Source organism: Pseudoflavonifractor sp. HNCC25GI2 (assembly GCF_058136395.1).
Genome location: NZ_JBYUOW010000003.1, coordinates 91,657 through 107,199 on the forward strand (window position 1 = coordinate 91,657; position 15,543 = coordinate 107,199).

A 15,543-nucleotide genomic window follows, 5' to 3' on the forward strand; every position below is an offset into this window, starting at 1 on the left:
TTGTTGTTGTGAATCAAGCGTCCTTGTAAATAATACGGCCGCCTACAATGGTGTATTTTACCCGGCCCTTGACCTTTGCTCCGGCGAAGGGGGTGTTTCGGGCCTTGGAGGCAAACTGCTCCGGGTCAATAACCCACTCCTCGTCGGGGTCAAAGATGGTGAGGTCGGCGTCCACGCCCAGGGACATGCGGCCCTTGGGCAGGTGGAGAATGTCGGCGGGGTTGGTGGTCATCCGCCGGATGATGTCGGGCATCTCCATCTTCTTGGTGTGGTACAGGGCGGTGAGGGTGATGGCCAGGGAGGTCTCCAGGCCGATCATACCGCTGGGCGCCCGGGTGAGGGAGCGGGCCTTCTCCTCGGCGGAGTGGGGGGCGTGGTCAGTGGCGATGACGTCAATGGTGCCATCCTTCAGACCAGCCAGAATCCCCTTCACATCCTTGGCGGTGCGCAGGGGAGGATTGACCCGGGCCAGAGAGCCCTTGGTGAGCACCTCGTCCTCGGTGAGGGTGAAGTACTGGGGGCAGGTCTCGCAGGTGATGGGGGCGCCCCGCTTCTTCATCCGCCGGATGATGTCCACGCTCTTGGCGGTGGACACGTGGCAGATGTGGACGTGGGCGCCGGTCTCCTCGGCCAGCATGGCGTCCCGCATGACCATAATCTCCTCGGCGATGGCGGGCCGGCCCTCCAGCCACAGCTGGCGGGACACGCTGCCCTCGTTCACCGCCCGGCCCTCCACCATGGAGGTGTCCTCACAGTGGCACAAAATGGGCAGCTCCTGCCGCCGGGCCCGAATCATGGCGTCCCGCATGAGGTTGGCGTTGTCCACATTGCTGCCGTCGTCGGACAGGGCCACCGCACCGGCCTTTTTCAGAGCCTCCGCGTCGGTGAGCTCCTCCCCGCGAAGGCCGACGGACAGCGCGGCGATGGGGTAGACCTGCACGCCGCAGGCCTCCTTGGCCCGGTTCAGCACATAGGCCACCTGCTCCGGGCAGTCCACAGTGGGGTCGGTGTTGGCCATGCAGGCCACAGAGGTGATGCCGCCCCGGGCGGCAGCGGCGCAGCCGGTGAGGATGTCCTCCTTGTAGGTAAGTCCGGGGTCCCGCAGGTGGACGTGCATATCCACCAGACCGGGACACACCACCAGCCCGGTGGCTTCAATGATCTGGTCTGCCTCGGGGGGAAGTCCCCGCTCCAGCAGAGAAATTTTTCCATCTTCCACCAACAGGTCCTGCAGCATCACCGCACCGGTGACGGGATGGACGACTCGTCCGTGTTGAATGAGTAATTTCATATGCAATTCCTTCCAAAATGTTCAACGCAGGTTGACACGAATATCCAACTATAAATTATAGCGGAACACACAGGATTTAGCAACGGATTTTTCCGCCATTCGGGGAAGAATAATGGAGCGCAAAGGAACGCGCAGAAAACGCGCGCTGCGCGGGAAGGAGTTGAACGCGGATGAACGGAACTTGCTGCTCCGGCGGCGGAAAATTTATCATGGGTATGGCGGCCGGCATGGTGGCCGGCGCGGCCATCGGCATGACCATGGCCCCCTCTCACCGGCAGATTAAGCGGGCGGCCCACCAGGCGGCCAAGCGGGTGAACGAGGCGGTGGAGAGCCTCACTGAGGCAATGGACCTGTAACAAAAAAGCCGGACGGGATTTCCGTCCGGCTTTTTTCAGCGCGCCGAGAGAGCTCGGCGCGCTTCAAAAAACGCAAGCGTTTTTTGAGGAGATTCAGCCCGCTGCAGCGCACTCGCTTCGCTTGCACGTTTGCGGGCTGAGAAGTGTTTTTTTCGACGCACATGTCGTCGAAAAAAACGGATTTCAATTTATTTCGCCGCCAGCGGCGGCGAAACTCTGCCGAGGGCTTTTAAACCTGCAAAAATTTTGCTTTTTGTAATTATACGTCGTTTCGGGGCTGGGCGCTCATCTCCCAGAAGCGCAGCTCGTGGAGGGAACTCTGCCGGAAGATTTCCCGGCATCGGGCGGCCCGCTCCGGGGTGAGCCCCGCGCAGACCTGGTTGGCAAAGTCCACCCAGTGGTCGCATACCTCCTTGTAGGAGGGATCCGCGTAGTCCCGCACCAGGGGCCAGAAGAGAGAATCCCGCACCTGAGGGGAGTTTTGGGCAATTTTCTGGAAAATCCAGCCGTAGCTGAGCATGCAGGGCAGACAGGCCATCATGCACTCGGGAGCGCCCTGGCCGTCCCGAGCGGCAGCAATCATGTAGTCCACATAGGCCCGGTTTTCCGGGCGCAGGGGTAGGGGCTGGATGGTCTGGTCGGTCAGTCCCCAGCGGGCCAGATACACCAGCCGGGTAGCGTCCTCGCTCTCCTTCAGGAAGGAGAGCAGGGAGTGGTAGGCCCGAATTTCCTCCATGTCCGTGGAGTGGAGCATGCCCCAGGCAAAGACCTTGGCGTACTCTCGCAGGTAGAGGCTGTCGTCCACAATGTAGCCCTTGAAGCAATCCTCCGGCAGGGTGCCGTCGGACAGGCGGCGGAGAAATTCAGTTTCCAGGCAGTCCTGCCAGATGGGCAGGCTGTCCTCAATGCAGGTGTCCAGAAAGGTGCTCATGACACAAAGTCCCCCTTCAAATCAAAGAGGTGGTCCAGGGGGCCGCTGCCCGCGCCCAGGTTCAGCATGGAGCCCAGAGCGCCGGAGAGGTAGTCCTTGGCCCGCTCCACCGACTCCTCCAACGTATAGCCTTTTGCCAGGTTGGAGGCGATGGCGGAGGACAGGGTGCAGCCGGTGCCGTGGGTGTTGGGGTTGTCAATGTGCTTGCCCCGGAACCAGCGGGCGGTGCCGTTGTGCCACAGAAGGTCGTTGGCGTCATTGAGACTGTGTCCGCCCTTGCACAAAACGGCGCAGCCGTAGCGCTCGCCGATGGCCCGGGCGGCCCGCTCCATGTCGGCGGGGGAGGCGATGTCCAGTCCAGACAGCACCTGGGCCTCGGGAATGTTGGGGGTGAGGACGGTGGCCAGAGGGAGCAGCCGCTCCTTCAGGGGGTCCACCGCCTCCTGGGAGATGAGGCGGGAGCCACTGGTGGCCACCATCACCGGGTCCACCACGATGTTTTCTGCCTTGTACTCTTTGAGCTTGTCCGCAATGACCTCGATGAGGGCGGAGGAGGAGACCATCCCCGTCTTGACCGCGTCCGGCCGGATGTCGGTGAAGATGCAGTCCAGCTGGTTGGCCAGAAACTCGGGGGTGGATTCCAGAATGCCGTAGACGCCGGTGGTGTTCTGGGCAGTGAGGGCCGTGATGGCGCTCATGGCGTAGACGCCGTTTGCGGTCATGGTCTTGATGTCTGCCTGGATGCCGGCGCCTCCGCTGGAGTCACTTCCAGCGATCGTCAATGCTGTTTTCATGGTATGTACTCCTTTCTCAGTAAACGCATTGAAGTTTTGTAACGCGACAGAAGGTGGTGCCCCCAATCTGCCGCGGGGGTTCCGAAAGGTTCAGGGGGAGACCAGCTCTTCCGCCAGGGCCCGCAGCCGCCGGGCGGCCCCCTCCGGGTCGGGCTGGGCGAAGAGGGCGGAGACCACCGCCACGCCCCGGATGTCGCTGCCCGCCAGGGTAGGGAGGTTGTCCGGCCCGATGCCGCCGATGGCCACTACCGGGATGTCCACGCTCTGGCAGATGTCCCGCAAGGTCTCGTAGGCCAGGGCGGTCACATTTCCCTTGGTTCCAGTGGGGAACACCGCTCCAGCCCCCAGGTAGTCCGCGCCCGCCGCCTGGGCCTGCAGGGCTTCGGCCACATTGTGGGCGGAGACCCCGATGATCTTGTCCGGTCCCAGCCGCTGCCGGGCCCGTCCGGCCTCCATGTCCTCCTGGCCCACGTGGACGCCGTCGGCGTCCACCTCCAGAGCCAGGTCCACATCGTCATTAATCAGGAAAGGAACGCCGTAACGTTGGCAGATGGCCTTGATCTCCAGGGCCTCCGCCCGGAACTGCTCCCGGCTCAGGTGCTTTTCCCGCAGCTGTACCATGGTGGCCCCGCCCTTCAGAACGCCCTCCACCTGCTGAGCCAGGCTCACGCCGGGCAGGCGGCTGCTGTCGGTGACGGCGTACAGCCGAAGCTGCTGTTCATTGAATTTCATAGTCGCTCCTCCGATCCAGAGTGTCTCCATTCAAATGGTAAATGGTGTCCAGAATTTTTCCCCGATAGGCAAAGTTGCCGTCCCAGGGCTCCATCCGGGTCCAGGCCAGCTCTCCGGCGGTGTCCATGGCGGCCACTGCGGCGGCCACCGCCTCCAGGGGACGCTCCGGATTGGCAGCCAGATAGGCACACACCAGGGCAGACAGCTGACAGCCGGTGCCGGTAATCTTGCCCATCTCCGGCCGTCCGCCCCGGAGGACGAAGCAGCGCTTTCCGTCGGACACGAGGTCAATTTCCCCGGTGATGGCCACAATGGTTCGAAGACGCCGTGCGGCCTCCTTTGCAAAGGCCACCCCCAGGGCCAGATGGTCTCCATCCACCCGGTCGGCGGGGGAGACATCCACCCCGCTGAAGGCGGGGGCCTGCTCCAGCAGGGCCTTGATCTCCGAGCTGTTGCCCCGAACGGCGGCAAAGAGGACACTCTGGAGAAGGCTTTTTGCGGTCTCCCGGCGCAGGCTGCTGCCGCCCACCCCCACCGGGTCCAGCACCACCGGATGGCCCAGCCGGGCGGCCTCCGCCCCGGCGGCGTGCATGGAGGGGATGGTCCGCCGGCTCAGGGTGCCCAGGTTGAGGGTCAGCCCCTGGCAGCCGGCGGTGATCTCCGCGACCTCCTCCGGGTCGTCGGCCATAATAGGCCGGGCACCGCAGGCCAGCAGCAGATTAGCCACGTCGTTGGCGGTGACGTAATTTGTGATGCAGTGAATGAGGGGCGCGCGCTGACGCACCGCCTCCAGACAGGAACCCAGCATGAGCCTGCCTCCTTATGAGAAATGATCAAAATGAAACCGCCGGAGCCCGTCCTGATTTCGGACGACCCCCGGCGGCGATACCATCATGCGGCTATCTCCCTGCGTTGGCATTATCCAAATCAGGTCACAGGTCGAAGCGCTCAGCTTCCTCTCAGCCCGTCTGCGAGCTCCCTTGTTGTCTCCGCGCTTTGGCACGGACTGGCAGTATTATAATCCCCGCAAAAGGAGATTGCAAGTTTTTTCCCCATAGGGTATGCTAGAGGCAGTAAGACAGAGGGGGCACAGGGATGGAGCAGGAGCGGGACCTGGCGGGGCAGATTGCCCGGGCCAGAGAGGACGAGGGCGAGATTGCAGGGGGCAGGTTCCAGGGAGCCCTGCTGGAGGGGGCGGACCTGTGGGAGCTGGAGCTTCGAGAGGTCTCTCTCATCGGCTGCCGACTGGTAAACTGTGACTGTACCAAGCTCAGCCTGTACCGCTGCCGGCTGGAGAACTGCTCCTTTGAAGGGTGCTCCTTTGCCAAGAGCTTCTGGCTGGATACCCGGCTGGAGGGCTGCAAAGGGGAGGGCTGTGACTTCCGGGGCAGCCGGGTGAAGGGGAGCGTCTGGCGGGAGGGACGGTTCCGATACGCCAATTTTGCCCAGAGCCGCTGGGAGCGCAGCCGCCTGGAGGGCTGTGACCTGCGGGAGGCGGTGCTGTCCGAGGTCCAGTTTCACCGTGCAGAGCTTAATAAGGTGGACCTGACCGGGGCGGAGCTCTTTCGGGCCCAGCTGGGCGGTCTGGACCTGTCCCGGTGTACCCTGGATCAGATTGTGCTCTCCCAGAGCTGTGCCGAGCTGAAGGGGGCGACCATCGCGCCCCATCAGGCCCCGGTGGTGGCCCGGATTCTGGGGATCAACGTGCTGGAATAAAAAGGAGGAATTTCCATGACCGATCGTGAGCTGGTGGAGCGGGCCTTTGCCATGCACAAATTTTCCTACGTGCCCTACTCCCACTTCCCGGTGGGGGCGGCCCTGCTGTGCGCCGACGGAACGGTGTTTACCGGCTGCAACGTGGAGAATGCCGCCTACGGCTCCACCATCTGCGCCGAGCGCACCGCCCTCCTGAAGGCCATCAGCGAGGGACACCGGGAGGACTGGCAGACCATCGCTATCGCCGGACAGGGAGAGGACTACTGCTGGCCCTGCGGGTCCTGCCGGCAGATGCTCTACGAATTTGCACCCAGCCTGCGGGTGCTGGCCGCCCGGGGGGATGGACAGTTTCAGTGTGTTTCCCTCCGGGAGCTGCTGCCCCACGGCTTTGGCCCGGCGTCCTTGCAGGGGTAACGGTCCATCCAAACGCATACCGCTGAAACCGGCCGCCTCCGGGCGACCGGTTTTTTGCGAAAAAAAGAAAATGGAGTGAGATTTTTCACCCCGCTCATGGATATTCTTAGTGAAAGGCCTTTCAAGAGAAAACCCGAAAGGAGGTGGGCGGTCTTGACGGAGGAGGCATTTGGCCACGCGGTGCGTACCTACGGAGATACTGTGTACCGGGTGGCACTCCATGCCCTGAAGAACCCCGCAGATGCGGAGGATGTGATGCAGACGGTGATGCTGCGGCTGCTGGAGAGCGGCCGGGACTTTGAAAGTGAGGAGCACCTGAAGCACTGGATCTTGCGGGTGGCGGTGAACGAGAGCCGGAAGGTGCTGCGATCCTTCTGGCGGCGGACCTCAGTCCCGCTGGAGGAGTGGCGGGACGGTCCCGCGCCGGAGGACCGGGAGAAAACGGAGCTGTTCCGGGCGGTCATGGGGCTGGAGACAAAGTACCGTCTGACCGTATATCTCTATTACTATGAGGGATGTACCGTGGCGGAGGTAGCGGCAGCCCTGGGTGCCAATCCATCCACGGTGCAGACCTGGCTGCTCCGGGCCCGGAAGCGGCTGCGCCGGGAGCTGACGGAAGAGGAAGAAAAGGAGGAACCTGGGTATGTTCGACCGCAGATTGTACCATGAAGTGTGCCGGGAGCTTCGGGCTCCCGAGGAAAAAATTGAGGAGATTTTGACCATGACAAAGACCAATCCCCCTAAGAAGCGTCACAGACCGGTGCGTACCATTCTGGTGGCTGCCGCCGCGGTGGCCATGATGGCCGTGGGCGTCAGCGCCGCCAACCCCCAGGCGGTGCAGGATATATTTGTCCAGATTGCCACAGTGGTGCGGGTGGACGAGTTCCGCCAGGAGATGACCACCACCGATGGCGAGCAGATGACCGTGCTGTCCCTGCCCAAAATTCAGGTGGAGAACCAGGAGGGCCGGGCGGTATTGGTGATTGACGAGGAGCAGACGGACATCACTGATGCGCTGGCTCAGGACGGAAGCTATGTGTATGAGAAGGCTACCAAGGAGGGGACCAAGCTCACTGTGACGGTGAAGGGCAGCGGCGCCGAGGACTGGACCATGGAGGTGTCCATGTACGAGGACGGAGAGGAAGTGCTCTCTTACAGCGCGAAAAGCGGCGAGGACAGCCTGGGCGTCGGCGGGGCCGTTGAGGGAATGCCTGAGGACTGGGAAGTAAATGTGGGAGAGGGAGAGGAAAACATCTCTGCCGCCATTACGGTTACCGATTCGTCCGGCTGCGTGGCTCTGGACAAAACCGTGTCCGACTGAGCCGCAGCCGATTGAAAAAGAAAAAAATCCCTGTCTGCATACTTTGACGCCAGAGGGAGAAAACTAGCCTTGGATTTCAATCCGAGGAGGTAATCTGACGTGGTTATGGACAAAATTGCCCTGACCCTGCTGATTATAGGCGGCCTGAACTGGGGCAGCGTAGGTCTGTTTCAGTTTGACCTGGTGGCCTTCGCCTGCGGCGGGTCGGGCAGCATGGTCAGCCGTGTAATTTATACACTGGTTGGCCTGTCTGCTGTGTGGTGTATCTCCCTGCTGTTTCGCAACAAGGGCGCGGCGGGGGAGCGCGGCTGATAAGGGGAAATCCAACCTTACAAAACAGGAGTCTGAAGCGGAAGCTTTGGGCTCCTGTTTGATTTTTTTACATTCTGTTCGATTTTACAAAGACTTAACAGAGCAGTTGTTTTGTATTTTACATTTGCTTTTTATACTGAGCACCGTAATCCAGAAGGAACAAAACGAACAAAAAGGAGTACTTAAAATGAAAAAACTGACTTGTCTGGGCCTGTCCATTGTGATGGCTCTCTCTCTGCTGGCTGGCTGCGGCAGCAGCAATACCGGCGATACCACTGCTGACCAGAGCAGCACCGGCAGCAACAACGCCACCTCCTCCAGCAACACCGAGACCACCCTCAGCGGTGTGGTGAACACCAACGGCTCCACCTCCATGGAGAGCGTGATGAAGATTCTGGGTGAGGCCTTCAAGGAGCTCAACCCCGACGTTGAGGTGAAGTACAACGGTTCCGGTTCCGGCGCCGGTGTGACCTCCGCCATTGACGGCACTGCCGACCTGGGCCTGGCTTCCCGTGAGCTGAAGCCCGAGGAAGAGGAGCAGGGCGCTGTGGCCCACGTTGTGGCTCTGGACGGTGTGGCCGTTGTGGTCAACCCCGAGAACGGCGTTCAGGACCTGACCGTGGAGCAGATTGCCCAGATTTTCAAGGGTGAAATCACCAACTGGAAGGAACTGGGCGGCGAGGACATGGAGATTGCCGTCTACGGCCGTGAGGCTGGTTCCGGCACCCGCGGCGCCTTCGAGGAGATTCTGGGCATCGTGGACGCTGCCAAGTACCTCAACGAGTATTCTTCCACCGGTGACGTCATCGGCAACGTAGCTTCCAACCCCGCTGCCATCGGCTATGCCTCTCTGTCCGCTGTGGGCGACACTGTCAAGGCCGTGAAGGTGGGCGGTGTGGAGTGCACCGAGGCCACCGTGCAGGACGGCAGCTACGCCATCCAGCGCCCCTTCATCATGATTACCAAGGACGGCACCGAGCTCAGCGAGGTTGCCCAGGCCTTCCTGGAGTTCGCTATGAGCGCCGATGTGGCTGACCTCATCGCCCAGGCCGGTGCGGTGCCCCCTGTCCAGTAACTCAGACAGCCTGAGAACCAAGACCAAAACACGCGTCCGTTGGTCGCGTGTTTTGGTTTGTAAACAGACAAATGCGATGTGGATTCAATGTTAGGAAAGGCGGTTTCACAGTGAAGCGCACCCAAAAAATCAATCCTCTGGAGGCCGGAATGCACGGGCTGTTCTTCCTTTGCGGCTTCGTCGCCGTGGCCTTCGTGTTGGTTATTACCGTATATCTGGTCATCTCCGGCCTCCCGGCCATTCGGGAGGTGGGCTTGGTGGACTTCCTGTTTGGAACCACCTGGGACTCGGACAATAAGACCAATCCCCAGTACGGAATTTTGCCCTTCATTCTCACCTCTATCTACGGCACCGCAGGCGCCATTATCATCGGCGTACCCGTCGGCTTTCTGACGGCGGTGTTCCTGGCCAAGGTGGCGCCCCCCAAGGTGGCCTCGGCCATCCGTCCCGCCGTGGACCTGCTGGCGGGCATTCCCTCCGTGGTCTACGGCATGGTGGGCATGGCGGTGCTGCTGCCCGCCATCCGGGAGGCCTTCGACCTGCGGGCAGGCGATACCCTACTGGCGGCCATCCTGGTGCTGGCGGTGATGATTCTTCCCTCCATTATCTCCGTGTCGGAGACAGCCCTGCGGGCGGTCCCCCGGGAATATGAGGAGGCCAGCCTGGCTCTGGGCGCCACCGAGATCGAGACCTATTTCCGGGTCACTGCCCCTGCGGCCAAGAGCGGCATTGCCGCCGCCGTGGTGCTGGGTGTGGGCCGCGCCATCGGCGAGGCCATGGCCATCATGATGGTGGCCGGCAACGCCCCCAACATGCCCGGACTGTTCAAGAGCGTGAAATTTCTTACCACCGCCGTGGCCAGCGAGATGTCCTACGCGGCGGACGGAAGCCTGCATAAAATGGCTCTGTTCTCCATCGGCCTTGTACTGTTCGTCTTTATTATGATGATCAATGTGGGGCTCAACGTGATTCTCAAGCGGGAGAAGGAGTGAGCGGGATGGAAGGAGCAGATATTATGTCACAGACTGCCGTAACGGCCGAAGCGCCCCAGGAAAAGAGCTGGGGAACCGGACTTTCCACAGGCCGGAAGGTCTATGACCGGGGCCTGCGGGCTCTGGTTTGGCTGTGTGCAGGCCTGACCTGCGCGCTGCTGCTGTTTCTCATCGGATACATCCTCTACCGGGGCCTGCCCAACCTGTCCTGGGAGTTCCTTACCACCCAGGAGTCCCTGCTGAAGGGGACCATGGGCATTTTGCCCGCCGTCCAGAACACCCTTTACGTGGTGGTGGTCACCTTGGTGATTGCCTTGCCTCTGGGTGTGGGAGCCGCCGTCTATTTGACGGAGTATGCCACCAACCACCGGCTGGTCAACGCCATTGAGTTTGCCACCGAGACCCTGTCGGGCATCCCCTCCATTCTGTATGCCCTGGTGGGCTACCTGGCCTTCAGCAACACCCTGGGTCTGGGCTACTCCCTGCTGGCCGCCTCGCTGACGCTGGCCATGATGAACCTGCCCACCATCATCCGTACCACCCAGGAGTCCCTGAAGACGGTGCCCCAGGGCTACCGGGAAGGCGCTCTGGGCCTGGGCAGCGGCAAGTGGCACATGATCCGCACCATTGTGCTGCCCGGATCCATCGACGGTATTGTCACCGGCTGCATTCTGGCCGTGGGCCGTATTGTGGGTGAGTCGGCGGTGCTGCTGTACGTGGGCGGCATGGACAGCACCATGAACAACTTCTTTGCCAGCCTGGACAAGTTCGCCCACAGCTCGGGCGCCACCCTGACCGTGCAGCTGTACGTCTTCGCCAAGGAGCGGGCCATGATGGACCCGGCTTTCGCGGTAGCTGTGGTGCTGCTGGCGCTGACCTTCCTTATCAACCTTGCGGCCAAAGTGGTGGGCAAGAAGCTCAGACAGAAATAAACGGCCGAGTTCATTGAAATAAAGGAGCCATCATCAGACATGGAAGACATTATTCTCTCCGCCCGGGACCTGAACCTGTACTACGGGGAAAACCACGCCCTGAAAAACGTGATGATTGACATTCCCGAGCGCAAGATTACCGCTTTGGTCGGGCCCTCCGGCTGCGGCAAGTCCACCTTCCTGCGCACCATCAACCGGATGAACGACCTCATTCCCGGGGTCAAGATCACCGGCTCGCTCACCTACCGCGGCCAGGAGATCTACGCCCCGGAGCAGGACGTCACCGACCTGCGCAAGCGCATCGGCATGGTGTTCCAGAAGCCCAATCCCTTCCCTATGTCCATCTACGACAACGTGGCCTACGGCCCCCGTACCCACGGCATCCGCAACAAGGTGAAGCTGGATGAGATTGTAGAGGAGTCCCTGCGGGGGGCGGCCATCTGGAACGAGGTGAAGGACCGGCTGAAGAAGTCGGCTCTGGGCCTGTCCGGCGGCCAGCAGCAGCGTCTGTGCATCGCCCGCGCCCTGGCCGTGAAGCCGGATGTGCTGCTCATGGACGAGGCCACCTCCGCGCTGGACCCCATCTCCACCTCCAAAATCGAGGACCTTGCGGCGGAGCTGAAAAATGATTATACTATCATCATGGTGACCCATAACATGCAGCAGGCCGCCCGTATTTCGGACAATACCGCCTTCTTCCTGCTGGGTGAGCTGGTGGAGTTCGGCGGCACCGAGCAGATCTTCTCCATGCCCCAGGACAAGCGGACCGAGGACTACATCACCGGGAGGTTTGGCTGATTATGAGAAATTCCTTCAACGAGCAGCTTGAGCAGCTGAACGTGGAGCTCATCAAGATGGGCGCCTTGTGTGAGGAGGCCATTTCGGCGGCCACCAAGGCGCTTTTGGAGCGGGATTTGCAGCTGGGTGAGCGTGCCCGGGTGCTGGAGCAGGAGATCGACCACAAGGAGCGAGACATTGAGAACCAGTGCATGAAGCTGCTGCTGCGCCAGCAGCCGGTGGCCGGCGACCTGCGTGCGGTGTCTGCGGCCCTTCGGATGATCTCCGACATGGAGCGCATCGGCGACCAGGCCAGCGACATTGCGGAGATTGCCCGGGACATGGAGGAGAGCCGCCTGCGCCGGACGGTGCCCATGGCGGAGATGGCCCGCGCGGCCATCGGTATGGTGACCGACAGCGTGGACGCCTTTGTCCGGGGAGACCTGGAGCTGGCCCACAATGTGCTGCGGGAGGACGACCAGGTGGACCGCCTGTTTCTCCAGGTGCGGGAGGAGCTTATTACCCTCATTGCCGCGGGAGAGAACGGGTCGGTGTGCCTGGACTTGCTCATGGTGGCCAAGTACTTTGAGCGTATCGGCGACCATGCGGTGAACATTGCCGAGTGGGTGGAGTACTCCCTGACCGGGACCCATAAGAGCGTGGAATAAGCGCGGGCGGGGCGACTGTACCGCCCGCGGGACATAGAGGAGGCCGAGAGGCGGATGATTTACATTCTGGAGGACGACGCCAGTATTCGCAAGCTGGTGGTTTATACCCTGAACAGCCAGGGCATGGAGGCGGAGGGCTTCGAGCGCCCCTCCCGATTCTGGAGCGCTCTGGAGGAGCGGAAGCCGGAGCTTTTGCTGCTGGACATCATGCTGCCTGAGGAGGACGGCCTTCAGATTCTCAAACGCCTGCGGGCCGATCCCAATACCCGGAAGCTGCCGGTCATTATGCTCACGGCCAAGGGCACGGAGTATGACAAGGTGCTGGGCCTGGACCAGGGAGCGGATGACTACATTGCAAAGCCCTTCGGGATGATGGAGCTGATGGCCCGCATCCGTACTGCCCTGCGCCACGCCGGGCAGGACGCGGAGGAGAAGACCACCTACCGGGTGGGAGAGCTCTATGTGGATCCCGGCCGGCATATCGTCCGGGACGGCCAACGGGAGGTCACTCTGACGCTGAAGGAGTTTCAGCTTCTCTGCCTGCTGCTGGAGCGGCAGGGGACGGTGTTCACCCGGGACCAGCTGCTCAATACCATCTGGGGTTATGAGTTTGACGGGGCCAGCCGGACGGTGGACGTACATATCCGGACCCTGCGGCAGAAGCTGGGGGATTCGGGCAACTGCATTGAGACGGTGCGGGGCATCGGTTATAAAATCAACGGAGAAGGGGCCTGACCCCGCCGTGCTATGACAAGGAGCCAACTATGACAGCCAAAATTTTTCGCAATTCCATGGTGGTGGGGCTCTCGGTGTTCCTGCTGTCCGTGGCTTTGTTTATGGGTGTGCTGTACCAGTACTTCGGCACACAGCTGACCCAGGAACTGGAGTCGGAGGCCGTGCTGGTGGCCCGGGGAGTGGAGTCCATGGGCATGGACTACCTGGAGGATCTGAACCTCACCAACCGCGTCACCTGGGTGGACACCGACGGAACGGTGCTCTATGACAACCAGGCCGACCCGGCTACCATGGAAAACCACGGCGACCGGGTGGAGATTCAGGAGGCCATGCGGGGCAGCCAGGGCAGCGCGGTGCGCTACTCGGAGACCCTGTCGGAAAAAACCTTTTATGTGGCGCGGCGGCTCAGCGACGGAACTGTAATCCGGTTGGCCAGCGCCCAGTACACCATTGTGGTGCTGCTGTTGTCCATGGCCCAGCCGCTGCTCATCATTCTGGTGGTGACACTGATTCTGGCGGCCGTTCTGGCAAACCGCCTGTCCAAGCGGATGATTAAGCCCATTCTGGAGCTGGATCTGGAGCACCCGGAGGAGTGCAATACCTATGATGAGCTTGCCCCCTTCCTCACCCGGATCCGGCGGCAGAACGACACCATCAAGGGGCAGATGGACCAGCTGCGCCAGCGGCAGGAGGAGTTTGCCGCCCTGACGGAAAATATGTCCGAAGGCTTTGTGCTGCTGGACCAGAGGGGACATATCCTCTCCTATAACTCCGGGGCGCTGCGCCTGCTGGGCGCGGCCATTCCCGCGCCGGAGGCCAATGTACTGGCCCTGGACCGGACCGATGCCTTCCGCCACAGCGTGGAGCAGGTGCTCGCCGGCTGCCGCAACCAAGGACGACTGGACCGGTCGGGCCGGTGCGTCCAGATTCTGGCCGACCCGGTGTTCCGGGGCAAGGAGGTGGCCGGCGCCGTACTGGTGCTGGTGGACATCACCGAGCGGGAGCAGGGGGAGAAGATGCGCCGGGAATTTACCGCCAACGTCTCCCACGAGCTGAAGACCCCCCTCACTGCCATCTCCGGTATGGCGGAAATTATGAAAAACGGCATGGTGAAGCCGGAGGACGTGGCCGGCTTTGCAGGCGACATCTATAAGGAGAGCCAGCGGCTCATTGCCCTGGTGGAGGACATCATCCACCTCTCCCGTCTGGACGAGGGCGGAGACGAGCTGAAGCGGGAGCCCACGGATATGCTGGAGCTGGCCAAAAAGGTGGCTGGCCGCATTGATCCCCTGGCCAAGCAGGCGGGGGTGTCTCTGGCCGTGGCGGGCGCTCCCTTCACTGTGCAGGGAATTTCCTCCGTGCTGGAGGAAATGGTGTATAACCTGTGCGATAACGCCGTAAAGTACAATCATGCCGGCGGCACCGTGGCGGTGTCTGTCTCGCCCAAGGGCAAGGGCGGCGTGGTAGAGGTGACCGATACGGGTATCGGCATCCCTGTTCAGGACCAGCAGCGGGTATTTGAGCGGTTTTACCGGGTGGACAAGAGTCACTCCAAGGAGATCGGCGGTACCGGCCTGGGCCTGTCCATTGTCAAGCACGGGGCCGTGCTCCACGACGCTCAGGTGGAGCTGGAGAGCACCCCGGGTCGGGGAACCACAGTGCGCCTGATTTTCCCTTGATTGAATCTGTTATCTGCGGAAGCGGACGTCCCAATTTTGGGACGTCCGCTTTTTATGCAAAAAAGGGAAAATGGGCGTGCAAAAAGAAAAGGATTAAAAATGAAAAAAGCAGGGAACATTTTTATCCGAGGACCGTCCAATAGAGCGAACTCCCCTGAAACAGGGGAGACGAAATCAAGTGAATTGAAAAGGAGAACCTGTTCCATGAAGAAGATTCTTGCTTTTGCCCTGACGCTGGCCCTGTCCCTGACCGTGCTGGCCGGCTGTTCCAACGGAGGCTCCAAGACCTCTGATAAGACCCCTGAGGAGCTGACTCAGCTCTACTCCGATGCCCTTACCGCCAACGGAGGCGAGCTGGTGGAGTACAATCCGGTGATCACCGAGGTCAGCGAGGAGAACCCCCTCAGCAGCGTGGCTCTTGAGAATATGGGCCTGACCCAGGAGGATATGACCGCCTTTGCCATCAGCACCAGCATGATGAACGTGAAGGCCTACGGCATTGCCGCTGTTATGCCCGCCGAGGGCAAGGAGGAGGCGGTGACCGAGGCGCTTCAGGGCTATATTGACCGCCAGCAGCAGAGCTTTGAGACGTATCTGGCAGACCAGTATGAGGTGGCCAAGAACGCCCGCCTGGAGACGCTGGAGGACGGAACCGTGCTGATGGTCATGTGTGAGGGCCAGGACACCATTTTTGACGGCATTTCCTCCTCCATTCTGGAGGCGTAAGGCCAATCCGACGATACCCCCTGTGAAAACAGCCGCCTGCGGGCGGCTGTTTTTTGTTTTGCGGCTGTTTCCGACAAGAAATTGGAGAAAGT

General features: G+C 61.3%; 19 protein-coding genes. 14 read left to right on the plus strand and 5 right to left on the minus strand.

The window, feature by feature from the left end:
• Positions 1–13 precede the first annotated feature (13 nt).
• Positions 14–1,291 carry a dihydroorotase gene (locus AC3YUO_RS05380; RefSeq protein WP_489962009.1) on the minus strand — a complete coding sequence of 426 codons (1,278 nt, stop codon included), beginning with the start codon at positions 1,289–1,291 and terminating at the stop codon, positions 14–16.
• Between the two features lie 170 nt (positions 1,292–1,461).
• Here AC3YUO_RS05380 and AC3YUO_RS05385 point away from each other — a divergent pair, with 170 nt between their 5' ends.
• The gene (locus AC3YUO_RS05385) at positions 1,462–1,647 is read left to right on the plus strand and encodes a hypothetical protein (protein WP_118641120.1); all 186 of its coding nucleotides are present in this window, start codon (positions 1,462–1,464) and stop codon (positions 1,645–1,647) included.
• Positions 1,648–1,906: 259 nt separating this feature from the next.
• On the opposite strand, the gene AC3YUO_RS05390 is transcribed toward AC3YUO_RS05385, so the two are convergent.
• The 4 genes from AC3YUO_RS05390 to thiM form a co-directional block, all read right to left on the minus strand.
• Positions 1,907–2,578, minus strand: a complete 672-nt coding sequence (locus AC3YUO_RS05390; RefSeq protein WP_489962010.1) for a TenA family protein — start codon at positions 2,576–2,578, stop codon at positions 1,907–1,909.
• Positions 2,575–3,372: a bifunctional hydroxymethylpyrimidine kinase/phosphomethylpyrimidine kinase gene (gene thiD / locus AC3YUO_RS05395; protein ID WP_489962011.1), complete on the minus strand. Its 798-nt coding sequence runs from the start codon at positions 3,370–3,372 to the stop codon at positions 2,575–2,577. The genes AC3YUO_RS05390 and thiD overlap by 4 nt, the downstream gene beginning before the upstream one ends.
• Before the next feature lie 90 nt (positions 3,373–3,462).
• Positions 3,463–4,104, minus strand: a complete 642-nt coding sequence (gene thiE / locus AC3YUO_RS05400; protein ID WP_489962012.1) for a thiamine phosphate synthase — start codon at positions 4,102–4,104, stop codon at positions 3,463–3,465.
• Complete coding sequence (thiM, locus tag AC3YUO_RS05405) at positions 4,091–4,912, minus strand: hydroxyethylthiazole kinase (protein WP_489962013.1); 822 nt, start codon at positions 4,910–4,912, stop codon at positions 4,091–4,093. Before thiM ends, thiE begins: the two co-directional genes overlap by 14 nt.
• Positions 4,913–5,199: 287 nt before the next feature.
• Between thiM and AC3YUO_RS05410 the strand changes: the two genes are divergently transcribed.
• The 13 genes from AC3YUO_RS05410 (at position 5,200) to AC3YUO_RS05470 (ending at position 15,451) form a co-directional block, all read left to right on the plus strand.
• Positions 5,200–5,820 carry a pentapeptide repeat-containing protein gene (locus AC3YUO_RS05410; protein WP_489962014.1) on the plus strand — a complete coding sequence of 207 codons (621 nt, stop codon included), beginning with the start codon at positions 5,200–5,202 and terminating at the stop codon, positions 5,818–5,820.
• Positions 5,821–5,835: 15 nt separating this feature from the next.
• Positions 5,836–6,234: a cytidine deaminase gene (gene cdd / locus AC3YUO_RS05415; protein WP_489962015.1), complete on the plus strand. Its 399-nt coding sequence runs from the start codon at positions 5,836–5,838 to the stop codon at positions 6,232–6,234.
• 153 nt (positions 6,235–6,387) lie between these two features.
• Positions 6,388–6,903, plus strand: coding sequence for an RNA polymerase sigma factor (locus AC3YUO_RS05420; RefSeq protein ID WP_489962016.1), 516 nt, complete (start codon positions 6,388–6,390; stop codon positions 6,901–6,903).
• A complete protein-coding gene (locus tag AC3YUO_RS05425; RefSeq protein ID WP_489962017.1) occupies positions 6,878–7,555 on the plus strand; it encodes a hypothetical protein in 678 nt (225 codons plus the stop codon). The genes AC3YUO_RS05420 and AC3YUO_RS05425 overlap by 26 nt, the downstream gene beginning before the upstream one ends.
• A 105-nt stretch (positions 7,556–7,660) precedes the next feature.
• Positions 7,661–7,867, plus strand: a complete 207-nt coding sequence (locus AC3YUO_RS05430; protein ID WP_489962228.1) for a DUF378 domain-containing protein — start codon at positions 7,661–7,663, stop codon at positions 7,865–7,867.
• Between the two features lie 187 nt (positions 7,868–8,054).
• On the plus strand, positions 8,055–8,942 hold the full coding sequence (locus tag AC3YUO_RS05435) for a phosphate ABC transporter substrate-binding protein (protein WP_489962018.1): 888 nt from the start codon (positions 8,055–8,057) through the stop codon (positions 8,940–8,942).
• A 149-nt stretch (positions 8,943–9,091) separates the two neighbouring features.
• On the plus strand, positions 9,092–9,934 hold the full coding sequence (gene pstC, locus AC3YUO_RS05440) for a phosphate ABC transporter permease subunit PstC (RefSeq protein WP_489962229.1): 843 nt from the start codon (positions 9,092–9,094) through the stop codon (positions 9,932–9,934).
• Positions 9,935–9,957: 23 nt separating this feature from the next.
• Positions 9,958–10,866 (plus strand): phosphate ABC transporter permease PstA, encoded by a 909-nt coding sequence (gene pstA / locus AC3YUO_RS05445; RefSeq protein WP_489962019.1) that lies wholly within the window; start codon positions 9,958–9,960, stop codon positions 10,864–10,866.
• Positions 10,867–10,905: 39 nt separating this feature from the next.
• On the plus strand, positions 10,906–11,664 hold the full coding sequence (gene pstB, locus AC3YUO_RS05450; protein WP_489962020.1) for a phosphate ABC transporter ATP-binding protein PstB: 759 nt from the start codon (positions 10,906–10,908) through the stop codon (positions 11,662–11,664).
• Positions 11,665–11,666: 2 nt separating this feature from the next.
• Complete coding sequence (gene phoU / locus AC3YUO_RS05455) at positions 11,667–12,311, plus strand: phosphate signaling complex protein PhoU (protein ID WP_489962021.1); 645 nt, start codon at positions 11,667–11,669, stop codon at positions 12,309–12,311.
• A 54-nt stretch (positions 12,312–12,365) separates the two neighbouring features.
• Positions 12,366–13,046 carry a response regulator transcription factor gene (locus AC3YUO_RS05460; RefSeq protein WP_489962022.1) on the plus strand — a complete coding sequence of 227 codons (681 nt, stop codon included), beginning with the start codon at positions 12,366–12,368 and terminating at the stop codon, positions 13,044–13,046.
• 29 nt (positions 13,047–13,075) lie between these two features.
• Entirely contained in the window at positions 13,076–14,725 is a 1,650-nt protein-coding gene (locus AC3YUO_RS05465; protein WP_489962023.1) for a sensor histidine kinase, read from the plus strand.
• 204 nt (positions 14,726–14,929) lie between these two features.
• Complete coding sequence (locus AC3YUO_RS05470) at positions 14,930–15,451, plus strand: DUF4358 domain-containing protein (protein ID WP_489962024.1); 522 nt, start codon at positions 14,930–14,932, stop codon at positions 15,449–15,451.
• Positions 15,452–15,543: the final 92 nt, after the last annotated feature.

Excerpts from the sequence above, each read along its gene's own strand:
- thiD (WP_489962011.1), bottom strand. The coding sequence starts at position 3,372 with ATGAAAACAGCATTGACGATCGCTGGAAGTGACTCCAGCGGAGGCGCC.
- cdd (WP_489962015.1), top strand. The coding sequence starts at position 5,836 with ATGACCGATCGTGAGCTGGTGGAGCGGGCCTTTGCCATGCACAAATTT.
- pstC (WP_489962229.1), top strand. The coding sequence starts at position 9,092 with ATGCACGGGCTGTTCTTCCTTTGCGGCTTCGTCGCCGTGGCCTTCGTG.
- thiE (WP_489962012.1), bottom strand. The coding sequence starts at position 4,104 with ATGAAATTCAATGAACAGCAGCTTCGGCTGTACGCCGTCACCGACAGC.
- phoU (WP_489962021.1), top strand. The coding sequence starts at position 11,667 with ATGAGAAATTCCTTCAACGAGCAGCTTGAGCAGCTGAACGTGGAGCTC.
- pstA (WP_489962019.1), top strand. The coding sequence starts at position 9,958 with ATGTCACAGACTGCCGTAACGGCCGAAGCGCCCCAGGAAAAGAGCTGG.
- AC3YUO_RS05385 (WP_118641120.1), top strand. The coding sequence starts at position 1,462 with ATGAACGGAACTTGCTGCTCCGGCGGCGGAAAATTTATCATGGGTATG.
- pstB (WP_489962020.1), top strand. The coding sequence starts at position 10,906 with ATGGAAGACATTATTCTCTCCGCCCGGGACCTGAACCTGTACTACGGG.
- AC3YUO_RS05380 (WP_489962009.1), bottom strand. The coding sequence starts at position 1,291 with ATGAAATTACTCATTCAACACGGACGAGTCGTCCATCCCGTCACCGGT.
- AC3YUO_RS05465 (WP_489962023.1), top strand. The coding sequence starts at position 13,076 with ATGACAGCCAAAATTTTTCGCAATTCCATGGTGGTGGGGCTCTCGGTG.
- AC3YUO_RS05425 (WP_489962017.1), top strand. The coding sequence starts at position 6,878 with ATGTTCGACCGCAGATTGTACCATGAAGTGTGCCGGGAGCTTCGGGCT.
- AC3YUO_RS05410 (WP_489962014.1), top strand. The coding sequence starts at position 5,200 with ATGGAGCAGGAGCGGGACCTGGCGGGGCAGATTGCCCGGGCCAGAGAG.
- AC3YUO_RS05390 (WP_489962010.1), bottom strand. The coding sequence starts at position 2,578 with ATGAGCACCTTTCTGGACACCTGCATTGAGGACAGCCTGCCCATCTGG.
- thiM (WP_489962013.1), bottom strand. The coding sequence starts at position 4,912 with ATGCTGGGTTCCTGTCTGGAGGCGGTGCGTCAGCGCGCGCCCCTCATT.
- AC3YUO_RS05435 (WP_489962018.1), top strand. The coding sequence starts at position 8,055 with ATGAAAAAACTGACTTGTCTGGGCCTGTCCATTGTGATGGCTCTCTCT.
- AC3YUO_RS05460 (WP_489962022.1), top strand. The coding sequence starts at position 12,366 with ATGATTTACATTCTGGAGGACGACGCCAGTATTCGCAAGCTGGTGGTT.
- AC3YUO_RS05430 (WP_489962228.1), top strand. The coding sequence starts at position 7,661 with ATGGACAAAATTGCCCTGACCCTGCTGATTATAGGCGGCCTGAACTGG.
- AC3YUO_RS05470 (WP_489962024.1), top strand. The coding sequence starts at position 14,930 with ATGAAGAAGATTCTTGCTTTTGCCCTGACGCTGGCCCTGTCCCTGACC.